The following is a 16,075-nucleotide window of genomic DNA, read 5'->3' as shown; positions in this document are numbered from 1 at the left end:
TGATTTTCTCCCACTGCTCATCGCTGACTTCGACATCGTGTCGCTTGGCCATCGAAAGTCTCCTTTCGATCACCGTCTTAACCGAAGTCCCTACAGGGCGCAAGTTTACTTCAACACAGTTTTGAAACCGGCTCTAGTGCTGTTTGATGTCTCGCGTAATTACTAACACGGCGACCATAGCGATACATAGAGCAACTTGCCCCAGTTCAACCGAGGAACGTGGAATTCCGCGAGTGTCTCGCACGTTATCGCAACTTGGTGTTTTATCGGCTTCGTTCAGCGGCAGCCCTAAATGCCGCTACTCAACGCCTTCTCTGTAACATCAATGACTTATATAGCGCGTGTAAATTACGCTGGATACATATTACTATGCCGAATGGCTTCGATTCTTTTATAGGGATTTAACTTGATCTTCGCTTAGCGCGCGAGACAATCGGCGCCGGTTTCGAGGAGCTGTGTGGCTGCCTCGCTCTTTTCCTGTACGACGTTCTAGTCGAGAAAGGAATGGCCCATGAGATCCCGCATCGTGCCGCTCGTAGTTTTGGTCTCCGCATCGTGCGCGCTGTCCGGTTTCCGCAGCGCCCGCGCGGATACGTTCTATGTGGATCCTGATTTCAGTTCGCTGAGTATCGCCATCTACGACCATTCGACGTCGACGCTGCTCACGTCGGCTCAATCTTCAGGAAGCGATACGACCACGCTCGGTGGAACTTTTTGTGCGACCATTGCGTCCGGCGCGATAACCTTCAATAGCGGCAATATCTCGTTCGACGATCAGGGAACTGATATGCAGCCGGCCATCGGCGGTGGTGGCGATTCTGCGGGCGACTCAATGAACCCGTACCCACCGTCCCCCGGCTCGGACCCGGCGAGTTATGGATTGGTCCTTTCCGTCTACGATCCCGAAAATCCGGCGTCACTTGTTCTGGCCGGTGAACTGGCCGTTCGTAATGCCCTTGCCGGCATCAGCAGTGATAGCGCCATCACGATCAGCGGTGGTAGCTCCTTCGACGCCAGCCAGATCAACATGGTGTTTAACAGCGGCACAACGCTGGATTACAACATCAACAACGGATCCGACGGTTCGGTCTTCTTGAATGGGACGACCGCGATCGACGGCACTCCCGGAGCGAATACGCTCACCGACGGCGGCATCGGCACCTTTGGCGGTGTGACCGCCATCAACATTCCCGTCTATGTCGATGTCAATGTCACCACCGGTGGCTTGGACGTGGACGTAGTGCTCTCAGGGAGCATCGGTGCGACAAATGCGGCTCCCGGCGCGCCTGTGCCCGAACCGGGAACATTCGTTCTGGCGGCCATGGCGCTCGTAGGTTGTCTTCCCGTCGCCGTGCGTCGCATGCGGAAGTCGCGTTAGCGGGCGACTTTCCTCGCCGCCGCGGGTTGGGGCGCGGCGGCGCTCTTCATTCTCTAAAAGTGGGCGTTTTCCTGCTCCGCTGAAGACGTCCATCAGCGTAGCGGCATGCTCCATTTCAAAGGCTGGCCGACGGCGCCACGTGGGCCCGTCAGCACTAGTGATCGCGTTCGTCTCATTACCTATCAAAAAAAGGGGTAAATCATGTGGTTTTGGAAATCGAATCGGTCCACCAGGCTTGCACCGTGTTCTGCGTCGAAAGGGCATAACGGCAGAAGGCTTGGCGTCGAATCGCTCGAATATCGAAGATTGCTTACGGTAGGACCGCTGAACTATACCGCTCCTAGTGCCTCGGCTTTGACGCTGACTGTCGTCGCTGGCAGTTACGAGGTCCTTAATGGGGCTTCTGTCGTGGCCTCGCGCGCTGTCGCGGATACAAATGCGATCAACATCACGGGCAGCATTGGCAACGACTCCCTGACTGTAGAAACGCCCGTGCTCACCAGCGGGCTTCCCGTTACATTCACAGGCAATAGTGCCTCAGATACGCTGGATGTTGACGATAGTTCAAATACCGTCTCCGAAGTCTATTCCTTGGAGGGAAGCACGTTCTCCATCGGCTCAACCGCGATTTCCTTTTCGGGGGTCTCGACGGTCGATTTTGAGCCCACCGCCGGCAGCTTGAATGGTTTCAGTGTGCTGACCTTGGGTTCTGGCATTTCGCTCAATGTCAGCGGCAACGGCACCAGCGGCGCCAATACGATCGTTGCCATTGGGGACGGCGGGGATTCGCTCGACGGTCAGATTCTCGGCAACGTCGATGTGAACGATGTCGCCCTGTTTGGCTTCGCTGAAGGGGATGCGACGGGCTCACCGAGCTATTCCCTGACCAACGATTCGATCACGCGCGTCGGGACTGAGACGACCGTGGCGACATACTCAAACCTCGAGTTCGGCGTGATCATTCAAGCGCCTGCCGATGGAAGTGCGACGGTTAAGTCCACAGCCTTTGGCATCACTTCGGAAGTGGATGCCGGAACGATAACCGTAGGTAACTCCGGGCGCCTCGACAATATCCAGCCGGGACTTACCGTAAACGGATTTACGTCGGTCACAATCGATGATCATTCGACCACTGCGGCCGTCAACTACCAAATCGAATCTGATACAGTGACTCGCACCTTCTTGGGCTCCCCAAGTCCGACCATTACCTATTCCACCCCGCAGCTTATCGTTGATGCCGGCTCCGGCAGTAACACGATCGACCTGGGGCTGGGCGAGGATTTCGGCTCAACCAACGTTTCGTTGAATAGCGGAGCCGGTGGTGACACGATCAACGTCAACATGATTGGCTCCGGCGACGTGTCCGTGCAAACCGGCGGTACATCCAGCACAGCGAACTCCATCAACGTGCAAGCCACGACTACGGGAACCACGACATTGACCGGCGGCGCCGGCAATGACACGTACCTCATCGGCGCGGTCGATCATAACCTGGACAATGTCTACACCGTGGTGGTTGACGGTGGCACTGGAACCAACTCGCTGACGGTTAACGATTCCAACGGCACGAGTGGTACGCTGAACAACACCAACCCAATCACACGTTTGGGGATGGGGACTACAGTGTCGATCGCCTATTCCAACGTCGGCACTCCGACACTTATCTCGGGTACGTAGTAATCCGACATGCGCTTGGTGGGCGCTGGCTAGCCCTTTGCCCTAGCCAGTGCCTGCCGGCTAGTATGGATCACTCAGTCGAAACGGTTCTGAAACATCTCGGAGATCCTTTTGCTTCGGTTCCGAGGCGCTTCGTCTACGGGAGATGCTCAGCAGGTCAATTAATGCTCAGACTGGACTTGCTAAACGTAGAAACGTAGTTTGCAATCGCTCCTCGCCGTCCCTTTGCCCAACAATTCAAGCCACGTGAATGCCGCGCATACCACCGCGACGACTTTCGCGAAGGTCGGAAGACGATAGAGCTAGTCTGATGTTGAGTCGCTTATCCTTTCGGTCCGCTTAAATATCCTTCCGCTTCGATTTGCGGTCAGATGTTAATGTCCTTGCGATGGGTCTAAATCACTCGCCGTCAGGCGAACCCTTGAGGTTTTTCGATTTGCTATGATCGGGAGATGGAAAAGTACCGGACTAGTTCGCATAGCCGCTTTGACCTGAAGTACCATTTCGTGTAGATCACGAAGTGTCGCAAACCCCTTTTGGTGGATGCAGTGGGCGTTCGACTCTGCGAATTAGTGCGAGTAGTTCAGTTTCTTTGGGATCTGACAGCCAACGCATTGCGAGAGACGCATTATGTCTAAGACACGCGTGAATAAGTCTGCCGAGATACGCGAAGCATTGAAAAAGAGCCCCAACGCGTCTCAGAAGGAGATAATTGCAGCGCTCGCCAGTAAAAGGATCAAGGTGACTGCGTCTCAGATCAGCAATGTTCGACGTAAGTTGGCTGGCAATGAAAGGGGGGCAATGCGTAAAGGATTGGTTTCACTATCGGACTTGCAGGCAGCGAGAAAGCTCATGCACGCCACTGGAGGCTCGTTACGCAGGGCGAGGCAGGCACTGGAAACGCTCGAAAGGCTACTTTGACTGAACAGATGTGCATTCAGCGAGTGTCATGAAGTCCACCTCATGGCTCGTGAGCAAATGGTTACGTAGCTCAATTGAGGCCATAGCAATAGCGTCATCGGCAGTCGCATGGACGAGAGGCGTCGAACTGCCGTTGCTGCACGCGCCGCAAAACCAGCGGGCGCGGAATGAACACTCTTCGAGGTAGGCATTGATCGTGCATGCAATTCCGCCACGCACGATTCGACGGCTGTAAGCGCGCTTTCCGAATGTTTCGGGCACAGTAGCGCTCTTCAGGGAATCACTCGGGCTCTCTTTCCAGTCCGATTGCCCTCGCTCGCCCAAGTCTTGGGATGCGATCCTTCGCATCGTTCGCGGTTCGGCGCTCGCGTCATCGTATGCAGAGGCCGTCTATCCTTCGACGCCCGGCGGCCACTGGTCGGCCACCCGCAGGTGGCGACTTCGAGCCACGCATTCAGAATGGGTCGTCGCTCATTTCTGCAATCGACGGTCCTCAGGTTGATCGATCCTTCGGGGCGTGCTCATGTGTTCACGTCCTTGGCAAGCGATTCTAGCCTGTAAGATCAATAGTCGCGGAACCAGTGGACTCATCGTCACCTGTACCGAAGGCCTCGAAGACTACCGTTTCTCCGGTGGGGACCTCCACGTTTACTGTGGTATTGGTGGTACCGCTCTTCGGTACATAAACCATGTCACTGGCAGGGTCGATGTAGTCTGCATCGGGTGTGGACCAATAATTGAGGTACACGTTCCCGTCGAAATGCTCGATGCTGATGACCTGTACATTGACGGTAATTGAAGAATCGTCCTTCAGCGTGGCAGTCGAGTCCACGCTCAACGCGATTGTAAAATAGCCCATTAGAGATCCCTTATGCGGTGAAAACCTGCTCTTCATGAGCAAAGGTTGAGCGATCTGTCGTCGTCAGGCGACTAGCTGTAGATGCCAGATGGCTGCCTTTGGCAGCACTCGTTCACGAGCCAGGCGGATATATGCGGATGCCGAGGAATTGGCAATAGCTCTGGCATAGAATCGATCGTGTAGGCGCTGCGCTTGCTTGTACCGCATGGAATTCGGACGGACGGTGGAAATGACTTTGACCGCAACCGGCGCGCTTAACGTCCCCAGCCACTCAACTCCCTTGGCCAATATGGCATCGACGATGCCGTCAAGAAAATCTGGCTCGCATTGGCTTGTGGTCGGCGTCCAGCCGAGCATCATCAAATGCGCAAGGGACTCGCCGGCCTTGTACCGACCAAGTAACGCAAACTGCATTCTCGAAGCGTAGGGCACGTCCTCCAAACGCAAGAACCCACAGAATGCAGCAAGCTGCTGGCCCACATAGGGACCGCTGTCTCCCTGCAGCCACTCTTGAAACTGCGAGGAGGTCAAGATGCCGTAGCGGCCATCCATGAACTGCATAATTTTGACAAACTGCTGACAATACTCCTGGTCGCTTGCACTAATCTGCTTCCATTGCAGAGCAGGCATGAAGGCTCCTGTGCGTTATCTAGTGTGACGGGTCCTGCGAGCCCATAAGTATCCGCCAGTCGCGCTCCAAACCCTCTGCGCTTACTGGTGATAGGGCTCCCGTGTGATCGATGTGTTGACCCGATACTAGCCGGGCCTCGCATTCGATTTCCTCCACGGACCGATCGTCCGGCCGTAAATCGGCGAACATCGCTTGTCCACTAGTAAATACCGCCAAAACTCCGTTTAAGTGCTCAGCAAAAATGCAGGCGACCACTTCCGAGGGGTCGGGAGTGGCAATTTGACATACCAAGGCCGCGGATTTTACGTCCCAAACGCGAATAAAATGATCTTCGCAGCCCGTTACCACCAAGCGATTATTAGCCCCAAAAGACGCACATTGGATTTTTCCAGGATGCGACATGAAGGTAGACGTCGCTTGACCGTCACTAAAGTCGATAACGCGCAGCTCGTTTCCCGGCATGGCCGCAGCACACCACGAATTATCCTCGTTCGACCAAACGGCATACGGCTGCTGCTCCAACGTAAATTGTGCCGCACCCCCAAAGTCTTTAGAAGGAAACGCCCATACCTGATGCTGCGAGTCTAGAAGCAAGGTTCCGAGCGCGGAATGAGACGCCGAGGTCAAGAATACTCCTCGGTGCCCGATAGGACTAACTTGTGGTCTCTCGATTGAGCCGATGGTCCAACGGAAGAAACTGGTTGGGCAAATGCCCAATAAACTTGAGCCCGCCTCGTCAAAGGCCAATGAATGCACCGATTCGTCTGCATTAAAGTCTGCTCGGGCAATGCTGTCGCTTGTTGTGAAGAGCCGGATCCGGCCGAATGGATTTCCGACGGCCGCCATCTGCCCGTCCGGCGATACGGCAACAGCCGTAATAGGAGCCAAGTCCGAAAAATCGCAGATCATCTCCTTTCGATCTTGGAGATTGATGACATGTATATGTCCTGCCGCTTCGCCGATGACCAAAAAGGGCGACTTGTGTTGCGCAAGGGGATACACAGGCTGTGAAACGTGCTGAATCTCATGGAAAGCCTTCAGTGACGCATCGAGGTGATGGATTGCCGTGCGAGTCGTGCCGTCTCCGACGACGAGGAAATTCTGATCGGGCGTGCAGTATGCCTTAGCAATATTCGATTTGGCCAATGTAACGAGCGAATTTCCTCTGGATTCCGTGTCCCACACCCGCGCCTGTCGCGACTCCGTAGAAAGAAGGGTCTTCGCGTTATAAGAGACGGAAACGCCAGTCGGCCTTAGGCCGTTGCGGGAGATTTCTGCGGTTTTGCGAAATGGCTTGGAGTCCGCCCGAGACCACAATTCGATCGCATTGTGATTTGTGCAGACGGCGAGCATGAGCCCATCGTGGCTCAACACACTCTTGCGAACGCCCGCTCCGACCGCTTGTGTCGATATGGGCGAGTCAAGGGTCGCTGTCGACCATTGCAGGATCTGCCCCGCACTTGTCGAAATGATGGCCTCTCCGTCGTTCGCTGCGAGATGACTACTCGCGACTGCACTGACCGTATCGATCAGTCGATCGGGTTTCTCGGGCCATGACGGTCCCCACTGCTGGACTCCTCGCGGCAACGTTGCGGTCAAGAACTGCTTCCCACTTGAATCGATGGCCAACGTCTTAAGAATATTACCCTTCGGCGCTTGATAGACAGTCTGTTGACCTTCGGGTATCGTCCAAGTCGATAGCGTGCCGTCCGAAGCTACAGTCACGAGGCATTGCATCTGTGACGAAATAGCAATTGCCGTAACCGCACCGCCATGCAGGAGAGGCGGTGTCACGGATTCAAGTGACGCCAAGTCCCACACTCGCGCCGTCCGATCGCCAATTCCCGTAGCGAGCCATCGATCGTCACGGCTAAGCGATAGCGAGCTAATCGGCTTCGCATGGCACTTCGCGCTGGCCAAAAGCTCGCAGGCGTTCACATCCCACACATAAACCCATCCATCGGCGCTGCTTGTGACCAGCTTGCTTCCATCGGCAGTAAAGATTGCCGCTCGTAATCGACTGCTGGAGGGATGCGGCAGCGACTTGGGAAGAGCCCGTGGATTGCTCGTTTCCCATAGGCAAGCATTGCCGTGCAAGTCCGCGGTGAATGCGAGCTTCCCGTCCTCTCGAAGTCTCGATACGACGATGTCTGCCGAATGGTCAACTTGTCGAATAAGACGTGGACACGTATTAAAAAGTCGCCTTGCGCGCACCCGGTCAACGTAGTCCTTATCAGACTCGCCATCGACGGCCAGGCTTGCTGCAACCCAAGGAATGGCGCTCGTTGCAACCGGCCATTGATCGAGTGATGCCGAACGGAGATAGGCACTCTTCAGCAGTTTTCCTTTTTCAGCAAGTGCGGAATTAGCGCGATTCGTCGATGCTCGTTCGCGTACTAAAAGCACCGACGTTACGCAAAGCGCAGAGATAATCGTAGCCAGTAATGCAGTTAATAAAGCTCCCGTGGCCGGATGTCGCCGAGTCCACCGCATCGCCTTTCCGGTCCAGCGCAATGGTCTGGCTTCGATCGGATGTCCGGCGAGATACCTCTGCAGTTCGACTGCCACCGCTAGGGCGGTCGGATATCGGCGCGTGGAATCTTTGTCGAGGCATTTAAGACAAATGGTTTCAATATCTCGGTCGACGCTAGGATTTAGCAGACGAGGGGGCGCAGGGTCGTCGGAGAGCACCTGGTGTAGTGTCCCGGGGACAGTTGCTGCCTGGAAAGGAGGACGGCCGGTGAGCAGGTGGTACATTGTCGCCCCTAGGCCGTACACGTCGGAAGCGACCGTCGTCCGACCAGCGTCGATCACTTGTTCTGGCGACATGTACGGTGGCGAGCCGAAGGTGTCTCCCGACAACGTCAAGTCCTGGTTCCCATCAATTTTTGCGAGCCCAAAATCAGACAGAAATGCGTGTCCGGTTGCCCGCTCGATCAGGATGTTGCTTGGTTTGAGGTCCCTATGCAAAATCCCAGCGGTGTGAACGGCGTGCAGCCCCCGACAAATCGGCTCCAGGCACTCTGCGGCGCGCTGGTTCTCAAAGGGAGCTTCCCGAACGAGCTCAGCGAGACTACTGCCTTCGACGAATTGCATGGCGAGGAAATAGGTTCCGTCGGCACATCCACCGTGATAGACGCTGATAACGTTCGGATGTTCATGAGCGGCGGTCGCGCAGGCTTCGCGTAAGAATCGATCAATGGCGCGGGCACGTTCTTGCGTCGCGACCCCCTTCCATCGATCCAAGTTGAGAATCTTGACAGCGCAAAGTCGATTGATGCTAGCCTGACGTGCCTTATAAACGGCACCCATACCTCCGGTTCCGATCAGCTCGAGTAACTCGAAATCACCGATTGAGTGTATACCCGGCGGAAGAACAGGGATGTCTGACTTTAGGGATTGTGGACGGACCGGAAGTCCTAGTGACTCGCCGTCAAGTCTTGGATTGTCGTGAAGTGTGCGACTCTTTGAAGTGGTGCTAGTCTCGTAATCACACTCTGCTCGACAAGGCCGAGTACCGGCATATTCGACTGCTACCTTCAACAATTCAACCGCCAACTGCGGAACAGCGTCGGGCGAAGCAGTGGCAAGAACATCCTGGATATTGGGATGTTCGCCCCGTTGCAGGCGGGCTTCGAAGGCATCGCACGCAGCGTCAATCTCTAATTTCAGCGCAATGGATAGTTCGCGCTTGGCCATGAAAGCAATATCCGTTCAGAGCTATTGACGTTCGAAGTACTCGATCCATGTATCTCGAATGATCGTTATCTTACGTCCAACTGTACTAACAGAACAATCCAGACGTTGAGCGATCTCCGCGTTTGTATATCCTTCCAACTTACATATCGCAATTTGTTGTAATAGGTGCTCATTTAGAATGGAAAGCAATCTGGAGAGATGATCGGCGGCTTCCGCGCTCTGCTCCGGGCTGGGCTCCTTCCCGACGAGCGAATCTGGCCTGAGCGAATCGCGATCCGGCGCGGACCACGCATCGAACCAGAACCGCTTTTTGGCCCGCTGATAACGCCGTTCGTTGAGTGCCTTTTTGGCGGTAATGGCGACCAGAATGCGCCAAAGGTCCGATCGATCAAAGAGATTCGGAAATCGGCCGGCTTCAACGGCGAGGCAAAAACTGTTGAAGGCGCTAAGGGCGATGTCCTCTTCGTCGCGCAAACGCCGCGGTGCGCCCCGCAACCCCCTCAAGGCTTGACGCACCAGTTGAGCATAGTAGCGGTTCCACAATTGCTGCGCTGCGTCCCGGTCTCCGTGGCGGTACGCGTCCAGCCAATCTGAAATTGATCCGGTCATGAGAATGCCAAACCATGATGCCCATTGGGGTTATCGCCAGTTTCGGAGTCTACTCGCTCCGATCAACGCTCGCAAATCAACATTTTTGTGAGCTGTTTTGGCAGGATTTGGTGGTTTTAAAGGTAGACGGACTCGGCGCGGCGGCGAGCAACTTTTTTTCGAGGCATTGCAGCCTAACCGAGATTCAACCGAGCGCTAGCTTCTTCTCATTGACGCCCCGATTCAGCAGAAGCAGCTGGTCGGTTGTCGCGCGACCCGACGCTGCATCTCTTATAGACCACTCGAAAAGCGAGTTTTGCTCATGGAGAAGACGTCCTGGACGGTTATGATCGCCGATGGCCAACAGCTAGTGGCTGATCTGCTGTCCAAGCTGCTCAAGTCATTTGAGGGCTTCGAGATTATCGGCGTTTTTACCCACACCGAGGCACTGACACTGGCAGCAAATTCCCGAGCACCCGACCTCGTGCTTGTAGATGCGGGAATGCCTGGCAGCAGTGAAGCAGTGCTGAACCTGACGCTGTCTCATGCTGGCGCACGGCTGATTTTCATCGACAGTGCGTATCGTAGCTTCCAGGTCAAGCGAGCCTTTGACTGCGGTGCCATGGGGTATCTTACTAAACGCGATTCTTTGGAGGAGTTTGAGGCATCAATTCGGCGCGTTCTCGCCGGCGAGAAAGTTTATGCAAGGTCGCCAACCGCTGATCGAGATAAACGCTGTCCGATGAATCCTGGATTGCTGACAGACCGGGAAGTCGAGGTGCTTACGTACGTCGCTGCTGGATTCAGCGCGCGTCGGTGCGCGGAAGTCTTGGGGATCAGCGAGAATACCGTCCAAAATCACAAGGCACGTGTTATGCGAAAACTCAATCTGCATAAGAACGTCGATATGACGCGCTACGCCGTTCAAAATGGATTGGTGCGTGACTGATTTGGGCCCAGGATCGCGAGTTTGAAAGCAGCCGCAAACCCAGATTACGTTTTAAGGCCTTGGTCACCTTGACTCGCGCTGAAGCGTCACGAGCATCAGTAACTTCCAAGGATCTCGGCACCGCCCCTCGTCCCGAGCGCTCTCCAGACTAGCAATCCAACGCTTGAACTAACAGGTCGGACGGAACCATCCATAAACAAAGCATTGACGAGGCGCGCATGGTAACTGCGCGAGTTCACGGCTGCAAACGTGATATCCGCGGTCATGGCTCCTTCAGGCAGGGATACATAATCGACGTCAAAGGTTCCCGTAACGGCTTGCAATTGGTCCCCGCCTTGCTCAACCTCGGCCCCTGTACCCACAGTTTGATTGGTAACAGTAACCAGCATTGCCGTATTCGGCGCGAAGGCCGTTGTGAATCCTGACTGAACGACGCTCGGACTACTGTAGTCGAGGTGCAGATTAGAGTTGAGCGTGCTGCCGTCTTGGCTGAAAGTTGCTTGCTTCTGATTTACTCCAATACGGGCAAAGAGCGCCTGCGGCGTGGTGAGAATAGATCGGTTTGTGGGATCGGAATAGTTCGGAATTTTTAGTCCGCGAATGTAGCCAATACCCATTCTTAATCCACCGGATGCGATTTGAGCCTTGACTTCGGCTACAGCAAGTGTGTTGCTGAGGCCATCGTTGACCGCATTGGGGCCTAGATACTGATTGATGAGAAATGCGCCATCGCCTGCGACCCTTCGCGCCCAATCGTAAAGAAACCACGTTCCAAAATTGAAACCATAAGTAATGGGATAGCGATACGTCAAAGCATCGGGATTCGGCCCACCACCATCCACGATCGCGTCTACGCATGGGTCACTTGGGCAATCGAACGTTGGAATTTGTTGCTGAAGGGATTGGCTGGATAAATTTGAAGACGCGAGAGCAACGCTTTCTTGTTCAAGGTACGGCAATAACGCCATGTGAACGGATGACGTCCTCGCGCTTGCCGAGGCATTGAAATACATCGCCGCTGGGGGAAAAACCGTCTGACTCGCCTGATAATTGTGCAATGCCAATCCCAGTTGCTTGAGATTGTTGGAGCATTGGTTGCGACGGGCGGCTTCTCGAGCGGATTGTACGGCGGGAAGGAGCAGAGCGGTCAGAGTGCCCACGATGGCGATTACCACAAGTAATTCTACCATCGTGAATCCAACTCTTTGATCACGTGTGTATCTGGAAATGTGCATAGCGTGTCGGACTTTCCGCTGAACGTCGAAATGGAAGATCGGCAACGAGCACAAGTCTAAAGGAGCCGCTTGCCAATTGCACGTCGAACGCTGCACATGGACTAAATGAAAGCCTTGCAAAACGCCTTTGTGCCCCAAATCCCGGAGTTGATTGGGTAGGTAGTTCTTACGTACGAGTAGGCCGTCCGTCACTTAACTAGTGTGTTTTGATTGCGGAAGAAATCATCGAGCCAGTCCCCCCGGGCCATCGGCCCACGCTGCTGATCACGGATCCGGCCTGACCTGCCCCCACCAAAGATACCGGTGTTTAAGTTAGAGTTTGGTGCTGTTGTTCTTCGGCCGTGGTCTGGAGCTGGAGCGCAGCGGAAGCGGGTGCGCTGGGCATGAGTGAATTGCTGGGGGTGGAAGTCCCCTACGGAGTCTGTTGGAGGCAACCGTAAGCCGGAGGTAACTGCACGAGATGACGACCGGATTTGACGGTCGTGGTCTTTCCTGTGAGGGCGTGTGGGATGGAAGCCCGAGGCAAAACGCAGCACCGAACGCAAGTGAAGCCCTGTAAGGCCGGTCCGACCTGGGTGAGCGTGCCCGTTAACGCGACGCCCAACTTCCAACCGCGGTCGGAACGGTATTGGGGACGGTGGCGGCAGGAAGCTCTTCACTCTTACCCCAGCAGATCTCCTCAGATCCGCAATAGCGGTAGGGCACAAGAAAGCGATGACGCGTGCCTTATGTCTGAGGAGAAGTCGGATCATCCCATAGTAGCGATGAATTTGGTGAAAGCCGATGGAGCGAAGGGGATGATGGGTTGAGAAGTACGAGACGACGCCAACTGAGCTTCGTGTTCGCCGACAGCCCGCAAGGGGGCAGAACGGCCAATCCTCCGGACGCATCCGGCGGGCGGGCTCACCTGCTGCACAAAGCGAAACTCACGACCGCGACCGATCTCGTCACCACAACAGCCGACACCAGTTGGCTGTTGGAGCAAGTTGCGTCGGAGCCGAACTTGGCGACGGCGCTCTTGAACGTGGCGCGTAATCAAGGCGCTTCGGGTGTCGATGGCTGTAGCGTCATCGAAGTGGTCCAAGCAGCTCCCAAACTGCTCCCACAACTGCGACGTCATCTGCTTGACGGATCGTACCAACCTGGCGACATTCGACGAGTTTGGATTCCCAAACCGGGCGGGGGTCAAAGGGGACTGGGCATTCCGAACGTGATCGATCGATGGGTACAGCAGGCCGTACTCCAGGTTCTGGACTCGATCTACGAACCGACCTTTCACGGGAGCAGCCACGGCTTTCGATCGGCTCGGGGCGGGCACACGGCTATCGCCGAAGCGAAGACATATGTGGAAGCCGGATACGGAGTCGTAGTGGACATCGATCTGTCAAAGTTCTTTGACAGAGTTCACCATCAGCGATTACTGGACCGATTGAGTCACAGGATCGCCGACCGCCGTATCATCGACCTCATACGTCGCATGCTCAAGGCGAGAGTTGTGTTACCGGACGGCATGCGAGTCGCAACCGAAGAGGGAACGCCGCAAGACGGTCCTCTCTCGCCGCTCTTGTCGAACATCGTCTTGGATGAGTTCGATTGGGAGCTGCAACGCAGAGGATTGCGATTTGTCCGCTATGCGGACGACTGCAACATCTTTGTGCGCAGCGAGCGTGCCGGTCAACGGGCAATGAGCTCTGTCCGTAACTTCATCGAGCAGCGTTTACGACTGCTTGTGAATGAGGAGAAGAGTAAAGTTGCCCGGCCAGCAGAGGTGCACTTTCTTGGCTTTCGGCTGTGCGAGAGTCGAGTAGGGCAAGTCGAGATCCACATCTCGGCCCGTACCAAGGAACGCATGGATGCCAAAACTCGGGAGCTTACGCCCCGTACTTGGGGTCAATCGTTCAGTGAGTGCGTGGCGGGGCTAAACCGTTATCTGAACGGATGGTTTGGCTATTTTCGGATTTGTACCGAAGAAGGAGCCACACTCTTCTGGCGTTTCGATGCCCACATCCGGCGACGGCTGCGGGCGATCATCGTTCATCAGAAGAAAAGACCCCGCTATCTCTGTCGTCACTTGATTCAACGCGGCTTTCGCAAGCAGACGGCGGCCCGCACCGCTTATCGGCGGTGTGGGTCGTGGCGACGCAGCAATCTACCCGGTCTCACGCAAGCGTACCGTAACGCTTGGTTTCACGAGCGTCTGGTGTCGCTGTGGTTCGAGTGGAAGCGTCTCCACGCTGACTTGCCGGTCTCGAAACAGCAACTGCTGTTTGACTGCTGAGATATTAGCCCAAAGAGCCGGATGTGTGGCCCACAAGTCCGGTTCTGTGAGAGGTGCGGCGGGGTAACCCGCCGCGCCTACTCGACAAGACCACGGCCGAGTCGCCTTCGGTGCAGGGGGCCGGTAGCCCAACGAGCTGTGCGGTCTGATGGTGTTGTACAACTGAACAACACAAGACCCAGATCAGCGTCCCTCGGGAAGTCTTCTACCCGTGGCATCCCTGGCACGGCCTTCAAGTCCAGTTGATCGAGGACATAACGCGTAACGGTCTCGACATTGTCCGTTGTCGCCTTGATCGGGACGAGTCGAAGCGATCTCTCGAACTTCCCCAGCGGATGCTCGATCGTTCCGATTGTTGCCGAATGCAGCTTTTGGAGTGTCCCTCGGTGGGGGCCAGCGATCTGCGATCGTTGCAGAAGTTGCTGGCTCTATTCCGACGCAACGAGGCGGGCGGCTGGACGGTTTTTCTACGGACAGGCTGTTCCGCTTCCTTAACATGCTAGGCTGCGACGTACGGATCACCGTCTCACGTCCACACGGTCAAACTCCCGGCCATGTGCAGGTAGTAGCCCCTTGATCTCATCTGACATCGGCCTTGTCGGTTCAAACTGGCCTGTGTGAATTGCGCTGACGCTTCTCACTTTGCCGGGGCCTCGTCGGCCAATGAGATGAAGCAGCCACAAGGGCGATCTATTTAGTCCTTATTCGTTGTACGTCTCTGGCGGAGCGTGTTCGAGTTCTACTTTTGGATTCTGCGCAATTATTTGCGGATCAGCTTGGTGCTCAGCGGACTGGTTAGACAACAATGTGAAGAAGGCGTGTGGGTCACGTGTTAAAAGTGGATTAGCGGCGAGCTGGCGACTCAGGGCTGGTGTAACATTCTCTACGATAAGTCGGCTCTTGCCATTGACCGTTGCTTTGACCAGCAGGACGTCACCAAACCGCACGACAACCTCCTCGTACGGTTCCAATGATCCGATGAGGTCATGTGCGGCTGTAGCACGAGTGCTGAAAACATTTGCCGCATGGGTGTCCACGTGCTGAAGTCGCAGAGACTCTTTCATCTCTGCATAGGCGTCACCTAGTTCCTGCTCAATTTGTGGTTTCTTTTGCTGGAACCACATTCGCCAATCCCAGGAACCGAATACCGTCATCGGATCATGTTCAGGAACCGCCTCGAAGCCAAACTCCTCTAGAAACGCGCCTGCCGCGTATTGGATACGCTCGATCTGCTGGAATTCGAAGTCCGGCTGCGCATCAGCGATGTAGATATGCAACTCAACTTCACCTGAGCGCCGGTCGACGAGAATCTCCTGGCGACCATGGTCATTTATGTTCAGCGTGACAGAGTTGTCGTGCAGTTGGAAAATCGAAATAATTGCGTTCGGAACTGGGACGCCTCGTCCTGAACGAATCTCAAATGGTGTGCCGTCGCCCCAGCTGGGTTTTATCAGCACCGTTGTGTTCGTGATTTCGAGCAGAGCCAATCGGTGGCCGCCAACAACCAAAACTTCTCCAGGAAAAAGACGGGCTCCAGTGTCCATGTCGATGCACCTACAGTTGGAGTTGGATCGCCATTGAGGCAGCAGCGGATTAAGTGCAACTTGTGCCGGCCAGTTAATGAGTGCTCTAGAAATCGTCCGTCGATCTTAGCACACGCACCAACGTTGAACAGCTAACGGAATCCTAGGGCTGGACTCATTATCGTCATCACGGCGGCGAATTATGCCGCTGAGCAGCCGCGGGGAGGGGCCTGGAGCTTCTATTCGCTGCGAATGACCCATTGTCAGATGACTGACAGGCGGATTCGGATGGCCGCCTGACTTCCATCAGTTGATTCGCTGAGGCAGGGATGCATTC

At 55.3% G+C, this 16,075-nt stretch carries 10 protein-coding genes; 4 read left to right on the top strand and 6 right to left on the bottom strand.

What is annotated here, in order from left to right; translation table 11 throughout:
* Window positions 1-511: 511 nt before the first annotated feature.
* Together VGN12_28165 and VGN12_28160 are read left to right on the top strand one after the other, a co-directional pair.
* The gene (locus VGN12_28165; protein HEY4313358.1) at window positions 512-1,378 is read left to right on the top strand and encodes a PEP-CTERM sorting domain-containing protein; all 867 of its coding nucleotides are present in this window, start codon (window positions 512-514) and stop codon (window positions 1,376-1,378) included.
* Window positions 1,379-1,684: 306 nt separating this feature from the next.
* Window positions 1,685-3,055 carry a hypothetical protein gene (locus VGN12_28160; protein ID HEY4313357.1) on the top strand — a complete coding sequence of 457 codons (1,371 nt, stop codon included), beginning with the start codon at window positions 1,685-1,687 and terminating at the stop codon, window positions 3,053-3,055.
* A gap of 1,471 nt (window positions 3,056-4,526) precedes the next feature.
* Here the strand turns inward: VGN12_28160 and VGN12_28155 are convergent.
* The 4 genes from VGN12_28155 to VGN12_28140 all read right to left on the bottom strand — a co-directional run bounded on the left by VGN12_28155 (window position 4,527) and on the right by VGN12_28140 (window position 9,774).
* Entirely contained in the window at window positions 4,527-4,835 is a 309-nt protein-coding gene (locus VGN12_28155; GenBank protein ID HEY4313356.1) for a hypothetical protein, read from the bottom strand.
* Between the two features lie 63 nt (window positions 4,836-4,898).
* Window positions 4,899-5,465, bottom strand: coding sequence for a hypothetical protein (locus VGN12_28150; GenBank protein HEY4313355.1), 567 nt, complete (start codon window positions 5,463-5,465; stop codon window positions 4,899-4,901).
* Window positions 5,466-5,484: 19 nt separating this feature from the next.
* A complete protein-coding gene (locus VGN12_28145) occupies window positions 5,485-9,165 on the bottom strand; it encodes a protein kinase (protein HEY4313354.1) in 3,681 nt (1,226 codons plus the stop codon).
* A gap of 21 nt (window positions 9,166-9,186) precedes the next feature.
* Window positions 9,187-9,774 (bottom strand): ECF-type sigma factor, encoded by a 588-nt coding sequence (locus VGN12_28140; GenBank protein HEY4313353.1) that lies wholly within the window; start codon window positions 9,772-9,774, stop codon window positions 9,187-9,189.
* 301 nt (window positions 9,775-10,075) lie between these two features.
* Between VGN12_28140 and VGN12_28135 the strand changes: the two genes are divergently transcribed.
* A complete protein-coding gene (locus VGN12_28135; protein HEY4313352.1) occupies window positions 10,076-10,702 on the top strand; it encodes a response regulator transcription factor in 627 nt (208 codons plus the stop codon).
* A gap of 95 nt (window positions 10,703-10,797) precedes the next feature.
* Here VGN12_28135 and VGN12_28130 read toward each other — a convergent pair whose 3' ends face one another.
* A complete protein-coding gene (locus VGN12_28130) occupies window positions 10,798-11,892 on the bottom strand; it encodes a DUF1559 domain-containing protein (protein ID HEY4313351.1) in 1,095 nt (364 codons plus the stop codon).
* 883 nt (window positions 11,893-12,775) lie between these two features.
* Here VGN12_28130 and ltrA point away from each other — a divergent pair.
* Window positions 12,776-14,215 (top strand): group II intron reverse transcriptase/maturase, encoded by a 1,440-nt coding sequence (ltrA, locus tag VGN12_28125; protein ID HEY4313350.1) that lies wholly within the window; start codon window positions 12,776-12,778, stop codon window positions 14,213-14,215.
* Window positions 14,216-14,916: 701 nt separating this feature from the next.
* On the opposite strand, the gene VGN12_28120 is transcribed toward ltrA, so the two are convergent.
* Window positions 14,917-15,759, bottom strand: a complete 843-nt coding sequence (locus VGN12_28120) for a hypothetical protein (protein HEY4313349.1) — start codon at window positions 15,757-15,759, stop codon at window positions 14,917-14,919.
* Between the last annotated feature and the right edge of the window lie 316 nt (window positions 15,760-16,075).

The sequence above is a fragment of the Pirellulales bacterium genome (genome assembly GCA_036499395.1).
GTDB lineage: Bacteria > Planctomycetota > Planctomycetia > Pirellulales > JACPPG01 > JACPPG01.
Note: the sequence above shows the minus strand (reverse complement) of the source record. Positions and strands in the feature narration are given on the sequence as shown.

Coding starts and splice junctions, on each gene's coding strand:
- VGN12_28165 (HEY4313358.1), top strand. CDS start 512: ATGAGATCCCGCATCGTGCCGCTCGTAGTTTTGGTCTCCGCATCGTGC.
- VGN12_28155 (HEY4313356.1), bottom strand. CDS start 4,835: ATGGGCTATTTTACAATCGCGTTGAGCGTGGACTCGACTGCCACGCTG.
- VGN12_28150 (HEY4313355.1), bottom strand. CDS start 5,465: ATGCCTGCTCTGCAATGGAAGCAGATTAGTGCAAGCGACCAGGAGTAT.
- VGN12_28145 (HEY4313354.1), bottom strand. CDS start 9,165: ATGGCCAAGCGCGAACTATCCATTGCGCTGAAATTAGAGATTGACGCT.
- VGN12_28140 (HEY4313353.1), bottom strand. CDS start 9,774: ATGACCGGATCAATTTCAGATTGGCTGGACGCGTACCGCCACGGAGAC.
- VGN12_28135 (HEY4313352.1), top strand. CDS start 10,076: ATGGAGAAGACGTCCTGGACGGTTATGATCGCCGATGGCCAACAGCTA.
- VGN12_28130 (HEY4313351.1), bottom strand. CDS start 11,892: ATGGTAGAATTACTTGTGGTAATCGCCATCGTGGGCACTCTGACCGCT.
- VGN12_28120 (HEY4313349.1), bottom strand. CDS start 15,759: ATGGACACTGGAGCCCGTCTTTTTCCTGGAGAAGTTTTGGTTGTTGGC.